Consider the following 16110-nt stretch of genomic DNA (forward strand, 5'->3'; position numbering starts at 1 on the left):
AGCCGCGACCCGATAAAACCCGCGCCCCCCGTGATCAGAATCTTCATTAAGCTATCCACCATGTCTACAGATGGCGCGTCACTAGTTCATTCAGGCGAATTTCGCAATGTAGCCCGGATGTGCCGGGTGCAACCGGCCTGAAAATTCAACGTCTCAGGCGTTGTCCTGGAGCCGGCAGGTGCCGGCATTTATTGGGGCAGGTGAGCCCAAATACTAGCTACACGGCCAGTGCATTTAGGTTTCAACCGCCTCGCATGACCGGAGCACGTCCGCCACAAAAAGTTCAATTGCCTGTCTGTGCAGGCTGGAAGATCGCGTTGCGAGGTAGAATGTCGAGGTCCAGTGCAGTCTTTCAGGCGCAAGTTCTCTCAGACGGCCGTTTTGCCCAAGGCCTTCCACAAAGTGAACAGGCAGCGGCCCCAGAAAATGGCCGGTTTCAATCAATGTCGCCATCGCCTCCATATTCGCCACGACCGCTTTGGATTCCTGGGATTGCAGTTCTGGCGATACCAGCATTCCGTAGGACCGCTGGCAAATCTGATGTTGCGAGATGACGTCGAAATCGATTTTGTTGTCGGGCAGACCGAACAACGGATGGTCGCGTCCGCAGTAGAGCCGATGTTCTTCCTGACACAGTTCATTATAGGTCAGTTCGGCAACCTGATTGCGAAAGGGCGCAATTGCCACATGCAGTTCCCCGGTCAGCAACCGTTGCGTCAATTCTGTTGGTGAGGCAACGACGACTTCCAACTGCACCTCGTTTGGCCGATCCAGAAATCGCTTGAGGGCTTCTGCCAGGTTCAGCTCGGCCAACGAGTTGACAGCGTCCACGACGCCGATCCTCAAATCGCCGGCTATCGTATTTCGAAGCCCCAGCAGTTCGGCATCAAAATCACGCGCGCTCCGCAATATGTCTTTGGCCTTTTTATACGCAATCTCGCCGCGTTCCGTCAGCCAGAAACCGCCGCGCCCCCGTTCGCAGACCCGGTAACCAAGCGCAGCTTCCAGGTCGCGGATTCGGATGCTGATGGCTGATTGGGTGATACCCAGCGCATATTGCGCATCGGTGAATCCACCGCAATCGACCACGGCAACAAAAGTCTCCAGAAGTGTATTTCTTAGCAGTTTCAACGATCAGCCCTCACCGCGGTCATTGCATGAAGAATCCTTATGTCAACATTTACAGTATGATATTTTTTAATGAAAGGAACCGTGATGTGATCTCCCTCAGAAGCAACTGACTAAGCGAAACGGGAGGATATTCGCGTGGCTTTTACTCTGAGTACCCTCAGAACAACTGCGACCGCCGCGCTGCTCGGGCTGGCGCCCATTGGTGTGCTGGCGGAAGACTGGAAATTCGCCATCGAGGAAATTCCGGGCTCGATCATGGACGCCTATGCGCAGGAGTTCAAATCCCGCATCGAAACCGCGACGAATGGTGACGTGACCGTGACCGTCTATCCGATGGGCACGCTGGGCACGCCGACAGAAACAGTCGAGCAGGCCGCCGATGGCATCATCCAGTTCACCAATGTCTCGATCGGCAACCTGGGCACTGTTGTGCCGGAAAGCCAGGTGTTCCTGCTGCCCTACCTGCTGCCGTCCGACCCGGCTGCAATCTCGAACATCCTGAGCAGCTCGGAAACCATATACGGCCCGATGAATGATGATTTCCGCCAGCGCGGTCTGGAAGTTCTGACGATGTATTCCGAAGGCCCGCAGGTCTGGACCACCAACCGCGAGATCCGCACGCCTGAAGATTTCGACAACTTCAAGATGCGCGTGATGGTGTCGCCGATCCTGTTGGAAACCTACAAGAACATGGGTGCAAGCCCGACACCGCTGCCGTTTGGCGAAGTGTTCGGGGCGCTGCAACTGGGTGCTGTTGATGGTCAGGTCAACCCGATCCCGACCATCGAAGAGATGAAGTTCTATGAAGTCACCAGCCACCTGATCTGGGCTGGCGAGCAGGAGCTTGTCACCACTGTCGTGGCCGGCTCGGATTGGTTTGAAACCCTCAGTCCTGACCGTCAGCAACTGGTGCGTGACACCATGGCGGACATGACCGGTTTCATCGACGGTGTCGTTGCCGACTTTAACCAGCAGCGTCTGGACATCATCAAGGAAGCCAAGCCCGACATCGGTCTGGTTGTTCTGACCGAAGAAGAGCGTGACGTGTTCCGTGCACGCAGCACCGACACTTCGGCGGCCTATGTCGATACCGTCGGTTCCCGCGGTCAGGAGTTGCTTGACGCACTGCAGGCGGAGCTTGCGGGTAACTGATCTCCCCACCACTCACACAAAACTTCCTCACGCGCCCTGCGCGTGAGGGCTTTCAAAGGGAGGACACCATGCAAAGCGGCACCGCCACTCCCTTCGGCTTTCTGGGAAAGATCGACGCCGTCATCGGACGGATCGAAGTCTGGATCCTGGGCTGGGGGATCATCCTGATGGCCGTGAACACAATCGCCAATGTTTTTGGTCGCTATGTGTTCAACCAGTCCATCTATTTCTCTGAAGAACTGAACGAGTTCCTGATCGTCATCGTCACCTTCATGGGGCTGGGCTATGCCACCCGCAAGGGTATCCACATCCGCATGTCGGCGATCTATGACGCTCTGCCGATCAAACTGCGCAAGGCTTTGATGGTGGTGATTGCCGCCACCACCGCAGTCGTCATGGCGGTACTGGCCTGGTACGCGCTTGAATATGTTCAGAAAGTCGCCTCGCGCGGGCGGATAACTCCGGCGCTGCAGCTGCCGCTGTACCTGACTTATGTCTGGGTGGTGATCGGACTTGCGCTGGCCTCGTTCCAATACCTGCTGACCGCGATCCGCAACCTGAATTTCGCCGAGGAAGAGGTCTACGTCTCGTACCTAGAGGTCGACAGCTACGAAGATCCCGAGACTGCGGCGGCCATCAAGAAATTCGAAGATTCCAACGAGGCAGGCAAATGACCGAGTTGATGCTGGTCGTCATGATCGTCCTGCTGCTGGCAGGCTTCCCGATGAAAATGCCGCTGATCTCGGCGGCGGTGCTGGGGTTCCTTGTCTACTTCCCGGACATGAACATGCAGATCCTGATCCAACAGATGATCGGGGGTGTGAAACCGGCTGCGCTGATAGCGGTGCCGATGTTCATTCTGGCCGCTGACATCATCACACGTGGTCACTCTGCCAACCGGCTGATCGACCTTGTCATGAGCTTCATGGGCCATATCAAGGGCGGATTGGCGATCTCTGTCACCTCGGCCTGCGCACTGTTCGGCGCGGTTTGCGGCTCGACCCAGGCGACCGTGGTGGCCATCGGCGGTGCGATGCGCCCCCGGATGCTGAAATCGGGCTACAGCGACAGTTTCTCGATCGGTCTGATCGTGAACGCCGCCGACCTTGCCTATCTGATCCCGCCGTCGATCGGCATGATCATTTATGGCGTCGTGTCGGGCACTTCGATCTCGCAACTGTTCATCGCCGGTATCCTGCCGGGTCTGCTGATCGTGGCGCTGTTCTCGGCCTATTGCATGGTCTACGCCTATCGCCATGACATCCCCGTGCTGCCGCGCGAGGGCTGGGCGCAGCGTTTTACCGCCCTGCGCAAAGCGCTATGGCCGATGGGTTTCCCAGCGATCATCGTGGGCGGTATTTATGGCGGTGTCTTCTCTCCGACCGAAGCTGCTGCGATCTGCGTTCTCTATGCGGTCGTGCTGGAGGTTGTGATCTTCCGCTCGATCAAGGTGGGTGATCTGTTCGATATTGCGTTGTCCACCGGTGCCATCACTTCGGTCGTTTTCATCCTGATTGCGGCAGGCGCGGCATTCAGCTGGACGCTGAGTTTTGCCCAGGTGCCACAGACAATCATCGCCGCACTGGGTCTGGAAAGCGCCAGCCCGCTGATGGTGTTGCTGGCAATCAACGTGGCCTTCTTCGTCGGCTGCATGTTCGTGGACTCGATCGTAGTGATCCTGATTCTGGTTCCGATATTTGCGCCGATGATCAAATCCAGCGGCCTCGACCCGGTATTGGTCGGTGTTCTGATCACGCTTCAGGTTGCCATCGGCGCGGCCACGCCACCCTTCGGCTGCAACCTGTTCACTGCCATCGCGGTCTTCCGCCGCCCCTTTGTCGAGGTGGTACGCGGAGTACCTCTGTTCCTGATCATCCTTTTGATCGTGACGGGCTTGCTGATAACCTTCCCTCAAATCGCCCTGTTCCTGCCGGAACTGGCCTATCGCTAAACCATAAGAAACGGAGAAAATCATGTCGGGACATGGTTATGAAGCTGGTCGTCTGAATCTGCCTTTTGTCGGCATCTCGACCTTTGGCAAGAAGCCTTATGTCGAGAACTGGGACGAGATTGACGCCGATGTGGCGATCCTTGGCGCGCCATTTGATTTCGGCTGCCAGTTCCGCCCGGGCGCGCGTTTTGGTCCGCGTTCGGTCCGCGAGGCATCGACCCTGTTCAGCTTCGGTCATGCCGGGGCGTATGATCACGAGGACGACGCCACCTATCTGGGCAGCGACGTTCGCATCGTCGATCTGGGGGATGCCGATATCATCCACACCAAGACCGAGGAAAGCCACGCCAACATCGAATACGGCGTCAGGAAAATCCTCGATGCCGGCGCGATCCCTGTCACCATCGGCGGCGACCATTCGGTCAATATTCCCTGCATCAATGCATATAAGGACGACTGCGCCAAAAACGGACCGATCCACGTGATCCAGATCGATGCGCATCTGGATTTCGTCGACGAACGGCACGGTGTCACCGTTGGCCATGGCAACCCGATGCGCCGCGCCATCGAAAAGGACTATGTCTCGGGCATGACCCAACTGGGCATCCGTAACGTGTCCTCGACCGCGAAAGAAGGTTATGACGATGCGCGGGCGCGCGGATCGGACATCCTATCAGTGCGGCAGGTTCGCAAGCTGGGCGTCGAAGGCGTTCTGGATCGCATCCCAGAAGGCAGCCGGTACTATGTCACCATCGATATCGACGCTTTCTGTCCGTCGATTGCGCCGGGTACAGGAACACCTAGCCATGGCGGGTTTCAGTACTATGACGTGCTGGAAATCCTGCAGGGCCTCAGCAAACGCGGCGACGTGGTCGGCATCGATCTGGTCGAGGTCGCGCCTGCTTATGACCCCTCGGAAAGCACACAAATCCTGGCGGCCCAATTGTTGCTGAACTTTATCGGGTTCATTTTCCACAACAGGAAATAAGCTCCCTCCCATGGCGTTCTCTGATGCCGTGACATGCCGGCACGCTGACAACAAACGTCGCGTGCCGGTTTGGACCGTTCCCATAATGCATTGACGGTTGCGAGGCTTGAACCAAGGCTCCTTTGCATCCTCGGACGATCGGTTCGGGAAGTGGAGCGAATCTCAAGATGTGCGACCCCAAAGTGTGTGCAGTGTTTGTTCAACGTCCGGAAAAGCTATGACCTGACTTACGAAACGTTTCGTTCATCAAGAAACTTCATCGTATTTTCCAGGCCTTGTCGCATGTGGTCTTCAAGGTGGTCCAGCATGTCATCCAGGCTGTTCCCATTGGCAAGCTGAATGTACTTGTCGTGGGACTCATGCAGCGGGCCGCCACGCCCGTGCGCCTTTTGATGCATGGCAAAGTAGAACTGCAGGTTGGGTTTCAGACGTTCCCAGCTTTGCAACAGCAGGGTATGCCCCGACAGCTGGTAGCACCAAGAATGAAGATGCATTTCGGCCATGATCGCGCCGTATGGATCATTGTTCGAGATGCAATCGCATAGCTTGTTGTTTCGCATCTGCAGGTCGGCGAGGCTGATCAGATCGCGCTTGTCCCAGCAGAACTGGAAGGCCATCTTCTCGAGCCCGGTGCGAAACGAATAGATTTCATCCAGATCAACCGGATCCAGTGTACGCAGGAAGGTTCCGCGGAAAGGCAGATAGACCAGAAGCCCGATCTCACTCAATTGAACCATGGCCTCGCGAAGCGTTGCGCGGCTTACGTCCAATTGGGCGGCAACTTGTGTTTCCAGCAGCTTTGCACCCGGATCCAGATTGCCGGTCAGGATCAGTTTCTGGAGGCGCTCCAGTGTTCTGTCTTTCAGCGTGTCGCCGAATTTCTCTGGTGAGGATGCTTGCCGTGTCATTTCGATCCCGTTGATGGAACACCCGATGGGTGGAAGGCGAGATTACTTCTTTAAGTCAGGATAGCCAGAAAAATGACCGAAGCTGAACTTTCTATTCCGGTTCGATGGCTGGCTGTGGGGCGTGGAAACTAGAGTTAGTTCGAATATACCGTATTGTCGACAATAATACAAATTGTCGACAATATGAAAATCCTGCTGTAATGTCATGCCAGGTGGGGATTCGAAAAGCGCGAATCCTGGCTGCGATTGCCCACCCCATCGGCAAGAACAGTTCATCCGGTCCGGAACCGGGATGACGCAACAGGTGAAAAGGGAGAAATTCATGCTGTCGACCGGCGTTCTCAAACGGAAAATGCACTCGGGGTTCGCGGTGATTGGCGCCGCTGCGCTCCTGTCGGGCGCTCCGGCAAAAGCCGAAGAGTTCCTGACCATCGGCACGGGCGGTGTTACCGGCATCTATTACGCCGTTGGCGGCGGCATCTGCCGGCTGGTCAATCAGGGACGGAAAGAGCACGGCATTCGCTGCTCGGTCGAGAGCACCGGCGGTTCGGTCTACAATCTGCGCACGATGCGTGAAGGTGAACTGGAGATGGGCATTGTGCAATCGGACTGGCAGTTCCACGCCCTGAACGGAACCAGCTTATTCGAAGAAGATGGTCCGGACTCTGAGCTTCGCAGCCTGTTTTCTCTGCATCCGGATACGGTCATCATCGCCGCGCGCAAGGATACGGGGATCGAGTCGCTGGACGATCTTGGCGGTCGGACCATCAACCTGGGCAATCCCGGCTCTGGTACGCGAGGGACGGCAGAGGTTCTGGTAGACGCGTTGGGTTGGGATATGAATCACTTCGGGCTGGTGACCGAGTTGAAGTCCGCAGAACAATCCGCAGCGTTGTGCGACAACACCATCGAGGCGTTTCTGATGGTCGCTGGGAACCCGGTGGCCAACGTTCTGGAAGCCGCCACGACCTGCGACATCAACATCATTCCGGTTGAAGGCGAAGCCGTGCAGGCTCTGGTCGAGAGCAAACCCTATTACGGTAACGTCACCATTCCGGGTGGTCTGTACCGCGGCGTAGATGGAGACGTTCCGTCCTTCGGTCTTCCGTCCACCTTCGTGACATCCTCGGACGTGCCGGAAGAAACCGTCTACGTGATGGTCAAGGCGGTCTTTGACAACTTTGATGCATTCAAGTCGTTTCACCCGGCCTTTGCCAACCTCAAGAAAGAGGAGATGGTCGTAAACGGACTGTCCGCTCCGATGCACCCCGGTGCAGAGCGCTATTTCCGCGAAGTCGGGTTGTTAAACTAACCACCTTTACCGGGGCGGCGGCCATCGCCGCCTCTGCACCACCTAAACCCAGCGTCCAGCTACGAGCGAAGACATGAGCGAGCAATCCCTGAGCCATTCCACCCATGACGCGCAGGAAGATCTGCGCAATCGTGACATCAAGATCTTTCTCAACGGCAGGATCGTACCGCGCAGCGAAGCGATGGTGTCCGTCTACGATTCCGGCTTCATGCTGGGTGATGGAATGTGGGAGGGGCTACGGCTTTATGACGGTGTATGGGCGTTTTTTGACGAACACATGGATCGGTTTTTTAACAGCTGCAAGGCCGTCTCGATTGATGTTGGCATGACCAAGGCCGAGGTCCTTCAAGCGCTGAACGACACCGCCAAGGCCAACGGTATGAAAACGGATGCGCATTGCCGGTTCATGGTGACCCGTGGTCCAAAGGACAAGCCGTTTCAGCATCCTGGGTTGTCACGGTCCGGGTCAACGGTAGTTGCGATTGTGGAGCACTCGAAACCCGCGGCCAGCCTAATGAGCCAGGGCATTCGGCTGGCCACCGTGCCTCAGGTGCGTGGTCTACCGATGAGCCAGGACGCCAAGTATAACAGCCACTCGAAACTGAACTGCGTTATCGCATGTTTGCAGGCCGAGCAGGCGGGTGCCGACGAAGCCCTGATGCTGGACCCCCATGGGTTTGTGAACACCACGAACGCGTGCAACTTCTTCATTGTGCGCCGTGGCGAGGTTTGGACCTCCACCGGAGACTACTGCATGAACGGGGTAACGCGCCAAAAGGTCATCGACCTGTGCCATGCCAACGACATCCCTGTGTTCGAAAAGAACTACTCGCTCTACGAAGTCTATGGTGCCGACGAGGCATTCCTGACAGGTACTTTCGGCGCCCAGACACCCGTCGCGTCAATTGACGGGAAAAAGATCGGCGAACATGAAGGTGCCGGTCCAATGACCCGTCGCATCCGAGAGCTTTACAAGGAGCTTGTGCAGCGAAATGTCCACCATCAAGGCGGTTGCCCCGACTAAGCGGAGAGCATTGAGCGCGACCTGGCCAAACTGTTGCTTTTTTCGGTCTGCTATGTGCGCCCGCCTTCCAAAATGAGAGATGTTGAGGAAGGGGAACCTGCAAAATCACAGCGGACATTGCCCGCCCACATGGCCTCCAGAGTGAGAGAGGCATGTTCTTCCAACAGCAACTTGGCGTTGTCCGCGTCTTAGACCAGGGCAGAGTCGAACATGCCTATGGGATCAGAACCCTCAGTCCGATTTTCGAGCGCTCAGACGACCATATATTGCCAAATTGCTCTCGGTGGGGTGACTAGAGCATCCATTCGACCGGCAGCCATCTTACGACCGCCGTCAACGCGCGCTGGAAGCTGCTGGTTTCCGGTTCCGTCGTGTGAACGGTGACTGTCCCGTCTTTTTCTTCTTGCAGCCAGATCACCTCACCGTTGTCGGCCAGTTCAACACGGTACGCGAATTCGGGCCTGTTCAGTTGATCGGCAAGCGACGCTGCAATCGCGGGGCTTTCGACCAGCAATCCCATTTCGGTATTGAGACGCGCAGATCTGGGGTCAAGGTTATAGGAACCGATAAAGACCCGCTTTCCATCGGACCCAAAGACCTTCGCGTGTAATCCCGATGCTGAACCGGCCAGTATCTCGGGCAGGCTTCGGTCTCGATGTTCCTGCCGTAACGCCCGAAGTTCCAGCAACTCGACACCGCTGTTCAGCAGGCCGTCCCTGTATCGCATATAGGCCGCGTGAACCGGCATGACGTCCGTGGCGTCCAGCGAGTTGGTCAGAACGCGGACCTTAACGCCGGACTTCGCCAACCCTTCCAGAATGTCAGCCCCTCTTTCACCGGGAATAAAATACGCCGAAACAAGGTCCAGCGAGGTTTCAGAGCCTTGCGCGAATTCGATCAGCCGTTCCACGATCAGGTCTTCGCCTTTGACTTCGCCAAGGCCTTTTGCCGGGTCGTCAGCAAAAAGGGTGATTTCGCTCCATTCGAACTTCAGATCATGTGCGGCTATTTGGTCGGTCAGCGCATTTTCCTGGATTGCCTTTTGATAGCCCGCGCCAACGGCAGTCTGTCGCGCAGCGTCGGCCGTGGATTGAAGGCTTTGTTCCGCCGGAGGCCCAAGAAAGAGGTCGGCGTCGTAGGATGAAGCGCTGTTCCAGTATGAATCGAAGGATTGCGAAACCTCGTCCACGATTGGACCAATGGCTATTGCGTCCACGTCCAGGTAGTGGGTGCCAGCGCCGTAGTCGAAGTATATGTCGCCGACATTTCGGCCCCCGACAATCGTTGCCACGCCGTCCACCGTCATTGATTTGTTGTGCATGCGTCGATTCAGGCGGCCGAAGTCAAAAGCATATGACAGGAGTTTGGGGTTTCTCAGCGTGAACGGATTGAAAATACGCACATTTGCGGTCGGCAGGGCATCGAGTTCGGCAAGATAACCGTCCATTCCGGATATGCCGTTATCGTCGACCAGCAGTCTGACACGCACGCCGCGCTCGGCCGCCGACCTAAGCTCGTCCAGCAGCATCAGGCCCGTGACGTCATCTTGCCAGATGTAGTACTGAGCATCGATTGAGGAAACCGCCTCTCTCGCGAGGATGGCCCGGGCCGCGAAAGCCACGCGCCCATTGCCCAAAGGCCGAATTCCGTCCCGCCCGGGATTCCGTTCGAGAGCGTTTTTGATCGTCTCCCCCAAGGGTCCGGTCCAGTCCGCATCTTGCTTCAGCGTTCGCTCAGAGAAGTTCTCTTCAGGAAGCGGAAACGCCAGTCTTAACCCGACTACGGCGATTGCGATCACCACCACTGCAATCAAACAAATCCTGATCAGCCGCATTCAGGGTCCCTTGTTGTGTGCGCCGGATTGGCCTTGTTGCCAAGATTGACCCATTGGAACTCGGATTTTCAAGAGAATAGATCGAAGCAAGTGGTTTTGCGACATGCTGTGACAGCCTTTGGGCGGAAGCAGACCATCGCGCGGAGTTCCGGACTCTGAGGAAGGGTACGGATCTCTGTCTGCTGATCTAAGAAGTGAGGATCAGCGCATCGAAGGAACAGGATCATTCACTCGTATTACGGCGCGGGCCGCACTTGAGGCTTTGCAGGGCGAACGGACGATCACCGGTGGGCATTGCGCCTCATGAAACAGGTTTTTAACGCGGCCAATGCCGAATCCATTTCTTCCTCGGAATACCCGCAAAAGCCAAGGATCAGACCATTGTGGGCCGAACCTTTGACTGAGAACCGTGATAGCGGCTGCGCTGTGACGCCCGACTCTGATGCGCGCATGGAAATTTCGGTATCTTCGAAGCCATCGGCGAGGTGAAACACGACCTGCATACCCGCCTGGTGGTTGATGAAGTGCCCATAATCCGAGAAATCGTGCCTGAGCCGTTCCAGAAGATATTTCCGCCGGTCATCGTATATCCGACGCACCCGGCGCAAGTGTCGGTAAAATTCCCCTGACTTCATGAACTCGGCCAGCGCCTGTTGGGGCATATAGCTTGCTTTCAGCCCGAAACGCCTCAACGTTGTTCGGAAACGGTCAATCAGGACCTCGGGAACGATGACATATCCCAACCGCAGTGAATTAGAGAATACCTTGGAGAAACTGCCGACATAGATTGCTCGGTTCAGACTATCAAATCCCGCCATGGCAGGGATCGGACGGCCCGCATACCGGAATTCACTGTCGTAGTCGTCTTCGATAATCCACGCGTCATTTCTTTGCGCCCATGCCAGGAAGTCCAGCCGACGGCTTGGCGACATGGCCCCACCAAGCGGGTATTGATGAGACGGCGTCAACACGGCAAGCTTTGGCACGGTGCGCTGTTCGGGCAAACGGGCACCACTTTCATCCACGTCCAGATAGGTTGGCGCAAGCCCCTGGGCGTCGGCAAGCTGGCGAACGGGCAGATAGCCGGGGTTTTCCAGGCCGACGATCTCGCCTTGGCCAACCAGACTGCGCAAACAAATCTCGATTGCATCGATTGAGCCGGCGGTCACGATGATCTGATGCGGCGAGGCATCGATCCCACGCCACTCTGATACATGTGCGGCGATGGCTTCGCGCAGATCGCTGTTTCCAAAACCGGAACTCCCGACCAGCATGGCCTCGGGATTTGTTCGGCAGACGCGGGCAACCGCCTTGGCCCACTGCCGGTGCGGGAACAATCGCATGTCCGGATAGCTGGCCTCGAAAGGGATCGGAGTTTTGATCTGTTTATCAGCGGATCGGGTCCCTGTGCGATTGCCTGACTTGGTCAACTCAACTTCACCCAATGCACAAATGGTGTAGCCCGACCCTTGCAGGCTGTTCAGGTAGCCTTCGGCAACCAGTTGTTCATAGGCTGTCACGATGGTCGAACGCGACACACCAAGTTCGGTGGCAAACACGCGGGTTGGCGGCAGTTTCGAACCCTCGGCCAGATCGCCGGAAATGGCGCGGTCTCGGATAGCAGCACAGATCTGCTCGAAGACCGGTGTCTTCGCGGACCGGTCGATGGAAAAGGCAAGCCAGGGTGTTTGCTTCATATTGGTATGCTCATTTTTGTCCATTTTGGACATTAATGAACATCCAAAATCATGACAATCGATTCCCGACCAAAAACACCTTGAGGACGCCGCCATGACAGTGCGTAGAAATGAACACGGCCAGCTGATCGGCATGGCCTTGCCCAACTGGGCAGGCGCCGAGCACCCCGGACACAAGGGAATGGCCGGGCGCTATGCGCGCTTGATCTCTCTGGATCCTTTGACGCACACAAAAGAACTGTTCGAGGCGTTCAGCCAGGATCGATCAGGAAAAATCTGGACCTACAACTTCATTGGGCCGTTTGACACCGCCTCGAGTCTCAGGGCTTGGACCCAAGGCGCCAGCGGCGTTGACGCGCAACCCTATTTTGCTGTGATCGATCAGGAAACCGGCAAGGCGTCGGGGATTGCCAGCTTTATGCGCATCCAGCCCGAACACGGCGTGATCGAGATCGGCGGCATCACTTTCGCACCCAGCTTGCAACGCACACGGGTTGCGACCGAGGCGATATACCTGATGATGCGCCGCGCCATGACCGAACTCGGCTATCGCTGCCTGGAATGGAAATGCGACGCGTTGAACACACCCTCTCGGGCAGCGGCAGATCGTTTCGGTTTTCGGTTCGAAGGTGTGTTCCAGCAGGCAGCCACTTACAAGGGCCGCAACCGTGACACCGCTTGGTATGCGCTTTTGGGTCGGGAATGGGAACCCGTACAGCGTGGTTTCCAGACGTGGCTGGCACCGGAAAACTTCGATGAAGACGGCCGGCAGCACCAGAAGCTCTCGGACCTGATCGCGCCGGAACGCGCCAGTTTCTACAAAACGGAGGACGTCGCATGAACCGACTGACCATGTTCGCCCTGTTTTACACCGCCAGTTTCCTTCAGGCGGGTGCCTATGGCCTCACTTTCATGTTGCCGCGCCTGTTCGAAACCTTTGGGGCCAATGAGAAAGTGGTGGGCGTAATGTTGTTCGTCACCACCATCGTCACGTTGATCACTGTCTATTATGCCGGGCATCTGTCAGACAGGTTCGGGCGCCTGCGCACGCTTGGCGTGGCCTGTCTGTCCATCGCGGCCGCGCTGACCGCCTTTGGCCTCGCCGAAGGTGTCGGGGCGCTTCTGATCTTTGCCAGCATCGCGATCGGCTTTGGCTGGGGACTTACCTACGCGCTGTCGCCCATCGTTCTGACCCGCTTGGTCACGACCGCTGAACGGGTTCGTTATTTTGCCATTCTGTCGGTGGCCTTGATGGCCGGGTTCGGCCTGTCGCCGGTCATGGCGTCGAGGATGGAAAAAGCCGGCATGACGGTGAACACCGCGTTCTTTGCCACGGCCGCGCTGTGCGCTTTGGCCGGCGCTATCTTCTTTGCCCTCATCAAGCCTGTTCGCGCTCATTCCGAGGGCTCCGGCCCCGAGCTGCGCTCCTCCCTCTCGCTGGCCGGCGTCGCCGCTATCATGCGCTCGCGTGCGCGACTGCCGGTGATCATGGTCTGCCTTGGCGCGTCGGTCTTTGCCGGGATGAATAACTTTCAGACTGTCTTTGCGGATGAGCGTGGACTGGATTACGCCGATTATTTCCTGGTCTACACGGTCACTGTCGTGCTGTTCCGGGTGGTGCTGGCGCGGTTCAAAGGCGGGCGCAATCCCTACGTGACGATCGCCGCCCTGCAATACGTGATGTTCGGGTCCGTTGTGCTGTTCATGGGGATCGGCGGCAATGTCCAGATGTATCTGGTCGTCGCCTTCCTGTTCGGCATCGGTTACGGGGTAAGCTATCCGATCCTGGCAGCGATGGCAGCCAATGATGCCGACCAGGACCTTTTGCCCCAGACACTTCAGTTCTTCGCTCTTTCTTACTTCATTGGCATCTTCGGCTTCCCGCTGGTGGCGGGATGGATGATCGTCGAATTGGGCAGCTTTGCACTTCTGATCCTGGTGGCCGGCCTGGCAGGGATCGAGGCAACCATGGCGGCATTACGCGGCGCGCAGCAACGCAAGGCTGTTCCGGTCAGCACATGACCCGGATTGCCAAGAACCTTGCGGCGGTGCAAGCCCGGATCACCCGCGCTTGTATCGCCTGCAACCGAAACCCGGCGGAGGTGACGCTGCTGTTGGCGACCAAGACGCAACCGGCAGCACGGATCCTGGAAGCCATGGCGCACGGCCCCTTCCTGACCGGCGAGAACCGCGTGCAGGAACTTGTCGAGAAATCACCGGCTCTGGCCGGGCACAGGATAGAACGGCATCTGATAGGGCACCTGCAATCGAACAAGGCGGGCAAGGCATTGGAACATGTCACTTGCGTGCAATCCGTCGACCGGCTGTCGATCGCCGAAAAGCTGAATCGCCTGTGCGAGGTTGGAGAGCGGGAGTTGGATGTTTTCCTGCAATTCAACACATCGGGCGAGGCCAGCAAGTTCGGCATGGATCCAGCCGGCGCCATATCATTCGCCCGTGCCGTGGCTGCACTGCCCAACCTGCGGGTGCGGGGCTTGATGACGGTTGGTTTGCTGGCCCCGCACCCGGTTCTGTCCCGCGATAGTCTGCGCGACTTGCGCCTGTTGCGGGACAAGATCACATCCAAAGATATAGACGACGTGGACCTGCGCCACCTGTCGATGGGCATGAGCACGGATCTTGAGATTGCTATTCAGGAAGGATCAACCATGCTTCGCATCGGGACTGACGTTTTCGGAAAACGAAACCTGCCGCCGGGAACCTTTTGGCCCGAAAAAGAATGGGAGTATCTGGCATGATTGCAGTCATCTTCGAGGTTGAAATCGCCGACGGGCGAAAACAGGACTATCTGGACGTTGCCGCAGACCTGAAGCCGCTGCTGGAGCAGGTGGATGGGTTCATATCCGTCGAACGCTTTCAAAGCCTGACCAATCCCGGAAAACTGCTGTCGCTTTCATTCTTTAGGGATGAGAAGGCTGTTGAAGCTTGGCGCAATCTGCCGCGTCACCGGGCCGGACAGGCCATGGGCCGAGACGGAATTTTCGAAGGTTATCGCCTGCGCGTTGCCGGTGTGATCCGGGACTACGGAATGAACGACCGGGAACAGGCCCCGAAGGACAGCCGGGAAACGCACAGTTGAAGGTTGGGTGCCTCGCTGCCGTCGATCCGCATCTGGAATTGCCTGATGACTAAGCAAGGTTCAGATTGCTCACAGCGCGAACAGATGCTTGCCGGAACAGACTTGCCAATGGGGACATTTCACTGTCCGCCCGGGCCATTATGCCAATTGGCCCCGCAGTCAGACTTGTATCGATCGGTAGCGCCTTTAGCCGTCCGCTTTGGATGTCTGCGGCGACCACGCCCGTTGAAATGATCCATACGGCACCGCCGGCAAGCGCAACCTGCCGCCCGAACGCTGCGGAGACGGATTCGATCATTCTTGGAAAACTGCTCAGACCGTTGGCGATCATCATCCGGTCGACCAGCGGTCGGATCGCCGAGTCATCCGGCGGATAGATAACGGGATAGTCTGACAACTCGCTCAGGTTCTGGGCATGGACCAATGGGTGATCGGGCGCACAAACGATTGCGACGCGTTCGATATACATTTGAGTGAACGAGATATCCTTCATCGTCGTTGGTTTTCCCAGCCGACCGATGACAAGCTCCAACTGCCCCGCGTGCAAGCGATCGATCAAATATCCATGGGGGCCGTCCTCGACCCGGGGAATGGTGTCGGGCGAAAGCTGGGAAAAGATCTCTAGCGCATGCGGCAGTAACCGGGCGGCAACGCTGGGCAGGGCGCCAATGGAAATCAAACCGGCATCTCCCTTGCTGATCGCGGCGACGCTGTTCATCGCCATGTCCAAGGCTGTCATTCCACTTGTTGCGTGTCGCAAGAACACGTCCCCGGCCACGGTCAGTGTAATGCCACCCCTGTTGCGCTCCAGAAGGGTGGTGCCGGTGATGTCCTCCAGCTCTTTCAGGGTTTTCGAGATTGCAGGCTGACTGAGATTCAGGTTCTCGGCCGCAAGTTTCATGCTTTGTCGCCGCACGATTTCAACGAAGGCTTCGATGTGCCTGACTTTTAGCCTGCGATCGATCATCACTTTCCATTTTTGGAAACTAAATGGGACATAACGTCATTTTACA

General features: G+C 57.1%; 15 protein-coding genes. 10 read left to right on the forward strand and 5 right to left on the reverse strand.

All coding sequences use genetic code 11. The annotated features are described in order from the left end of the window. Positions 1-234 precede the first annotated feature (234 nt). Positions 235-1131: a LysR family transcriptional regulator gene (locus ACR1XU_RS21960; RefSeq protein ID WP_480908797.1), complete on the reverse strand. Its 897-nt coding sequence runs from the start codon at positions 1129-1131 to the stop codon at positions 235-237. A gap of 135 nt (positions 1132-1266) precedes the next feature. On the opposite strand from ACR1XU_RS21960, the gene ACR1XU_RS21965 reads away from it, so the two are divergent. The 4 genes from ACR1XU_RS21965 (at position 1267) to speB (ending at position 5222) form a co-directional block, all read left to right on the forward strand. Continuing rightward, the gene (locus ACR1XU_RS21965) at positions 1267-2283 is read left to right on the forward strand and encodes a TRAP transporter substrate-binding protein (protein WP_480908798.1); all 1017 of its coding nucleotides are present in this window, start codon (positions 1267-1269) and stop codon (positions 2281-2283) included. Between the two features lie 68 nt (positions 2284-2351). Next, positions 2352-2957, forward strand: coding sequence for a TRAP transporter small permease (locus tag ACR1XU_RS21970; protein WP_480908799.1), 606 nt, complete (start codon positions 2352-2354; stop codon positions 2955-2957). Further along, positions 2954-4234: a TRAP transporter large permease gene (locus ACR1XU_RS21975; RefSeq protein WP_480908800.1), complete on the forward strand. Its 1281-nt coding sequence runs from the start codon at positions 2954-2956 to the stop codon at positions 4232-4234. The genes ACR1XU_RS21970 and ACR1XU_RS21975 overlap by 4 nt, the downstream gene beginning before the upstream one ends. A 22-nt stretch (positions 4235-4256) precedes the next feature. Further along, a complete protein-coding gene (gene speB / locus ACR1XU_RS21980; RefSeq protein ID WP_480491419.1) occupies positions 4257-5222 on the forward strand; it encodes an agmatinase in 966 nt (321 codons plus the stop codon). 227 nt (positions 5223-5449) lie between these two features. Here speB and ACR1XU_RS21985 read toward each other — a convergent pair whose 3' ends face one another. Further along, positions 5450-6130, reverse strand: a complete 681-nt coding sequence (locus ACR1XU_RS21985; RefSeq protein WP_480908801.1) for a GntR family transcriptional regulator — start codon at positions 6128-6130, stop codon at positions 5450-5452. 322 nt (positions 6131-6452) lie between these two features. Between ACR1XU_RS21985 and ACR1XU_RS21990 the strand changes: the two genes are divergently transcribed. Together ACR1XU_RS21990 and ACR1XU_RS21995 are read left to right on the forward strand one after the other, a co-directional pair. After that, positions 6453-7442, forward strand: a complete 990-nt coding sequence (locus tag ACR1XU_RS21990; protein WP_480908802.1) for a TAXI family TRAP transporter solute-binding subunit — start codon at positions 6453-6455, stop codon at positions 7440-7442. A 73-nt stretch (positions 7443-7515) separates the two neighbouring features. Continuing rightward, complete coding sequence (locus ACR1XU_RS21995; RefSeq protein WP_480908803.1) at positions 7516-8466, forward strand: aminotransferase class IV; 951 nt, start codon at positions 7516-7518, stop codon at positions 8464-8466. A 292-nt stretch (positions 8467-8758) separates the two neighbouring features. Here the strand turns inward: ACR1XU_RS21995 and ACR1XU_RS22000 are convergent, their stop codons facing one another. Both ACR1XU_RS22000 and pdxR read right to left on the reverse strand, forming a co-directional pair. Beyond that, on the reverse strand, positions 8759-10300 hold the full coding sequence (locus ACR1XU_RS22000; protein WP_480908804.1) for a phospholipase D family protein: 1542 nt from the start codon (positions 10298-10300) through the stop codon (positions 8759-8761). 281 nt (positions 10301-10581) lie between these two features. Beyond that, the gene (pdxR, locus tag ACR1XU_RS22005) at positions 10582-11997 is read right to left on the reverse strand and encodes a MocR-like pyridoxine biosynthesis transcription factor PdxR (protein ID WP_480908805.1); all 1416 of its coding nucleotides are present in this window, start codon (positions 11995-11997) and stop codon (positions 10582-10584) included. A gap of 94 nt (positions 11998-12091) precedes the next feature. On the opposite strand from pdxR, the gene ACR1XU_RS22010 reads away from it, so the two are divergent. Genes ACR1XU_RS22010 through ACR1XU_RS22025 form a run of 4 tightly spaced genes read left to right on the forward strand, consistent with a single transcriptional unit; the run spans position 12092 to position 15097 of the window. Beyond that, a complete protein-coding gene (locus ACR1XU_RS22010; RefSeq protein ID WP_480908806.1) occupies positions 12092-12838 on the forward strand; it encodes a GNAT family N-acetyltransferase in 747 nt (248 codons plus the stop codon). Continuing rightward, positions 12835-14019 (forward strand): MFS transporter, encoded by a 1185-nt coding sequence (locus ACR1XU_RS22015; RefSeq protein WP_480908807.1) that lies wholly within the window; start codon positions 12835-12837, stop codon positions 14017-14019. Before ACR1XU_RS22010 ends, ACR1XU_RS22015 begins: the two co-directional genes overlap by 4 nt. Continuing rightward, a complete protein-coding gene (locus tag ACR1XU_RS22020; RefSeq protein ID WP_480908808.1) occupies positions 14016-14756 on the forward strand; it encodes a YggS family pyridoxal phosphate-dependent enzyme in 741 nt (246 codons plus the stop codon). The genes ACR1XU_RS22015 and ACR1XU_RS22020 overlap by 4 nt, the downstream gene beginning before the upstream one ends. Further along, positions 14753-15097: an antibiotic biosynthesis monooxygenase family protein gene (locus tag ACR1XU_RS22025; RefSeq protein ID WP_170617276.1), complete on the forward strand. Its 345-nt coding sequence runs from the start codon at positions 14753-14755 to the stop codon at positions 15095-15097. Before ACR1XU_RS22020 ends, ACR1XU_RS22025 begins: the two co-directional genes overlap by 4 nt. Positions 15098-15146: 49 nt before the next feature. Here ACR1XU_RS22025 and pcaQ read toward each other — a convergent pair whose 3' ends face one another. After that, entirely contained in the window at positions 15147-16064 is a 918-nt protein-coding gene (gene pcaQ / locus ACR1XU_RS22030; protein ID WP_480908809.1) for a pca operon transcription factor PcaQ, read from the reverse strand. Between the last annotated feature and the right edge of the window lie 46 nt (positions 16065-16110).

Source organism: Ruegeria sp. D1(2025), assembly GCF_056536425.1.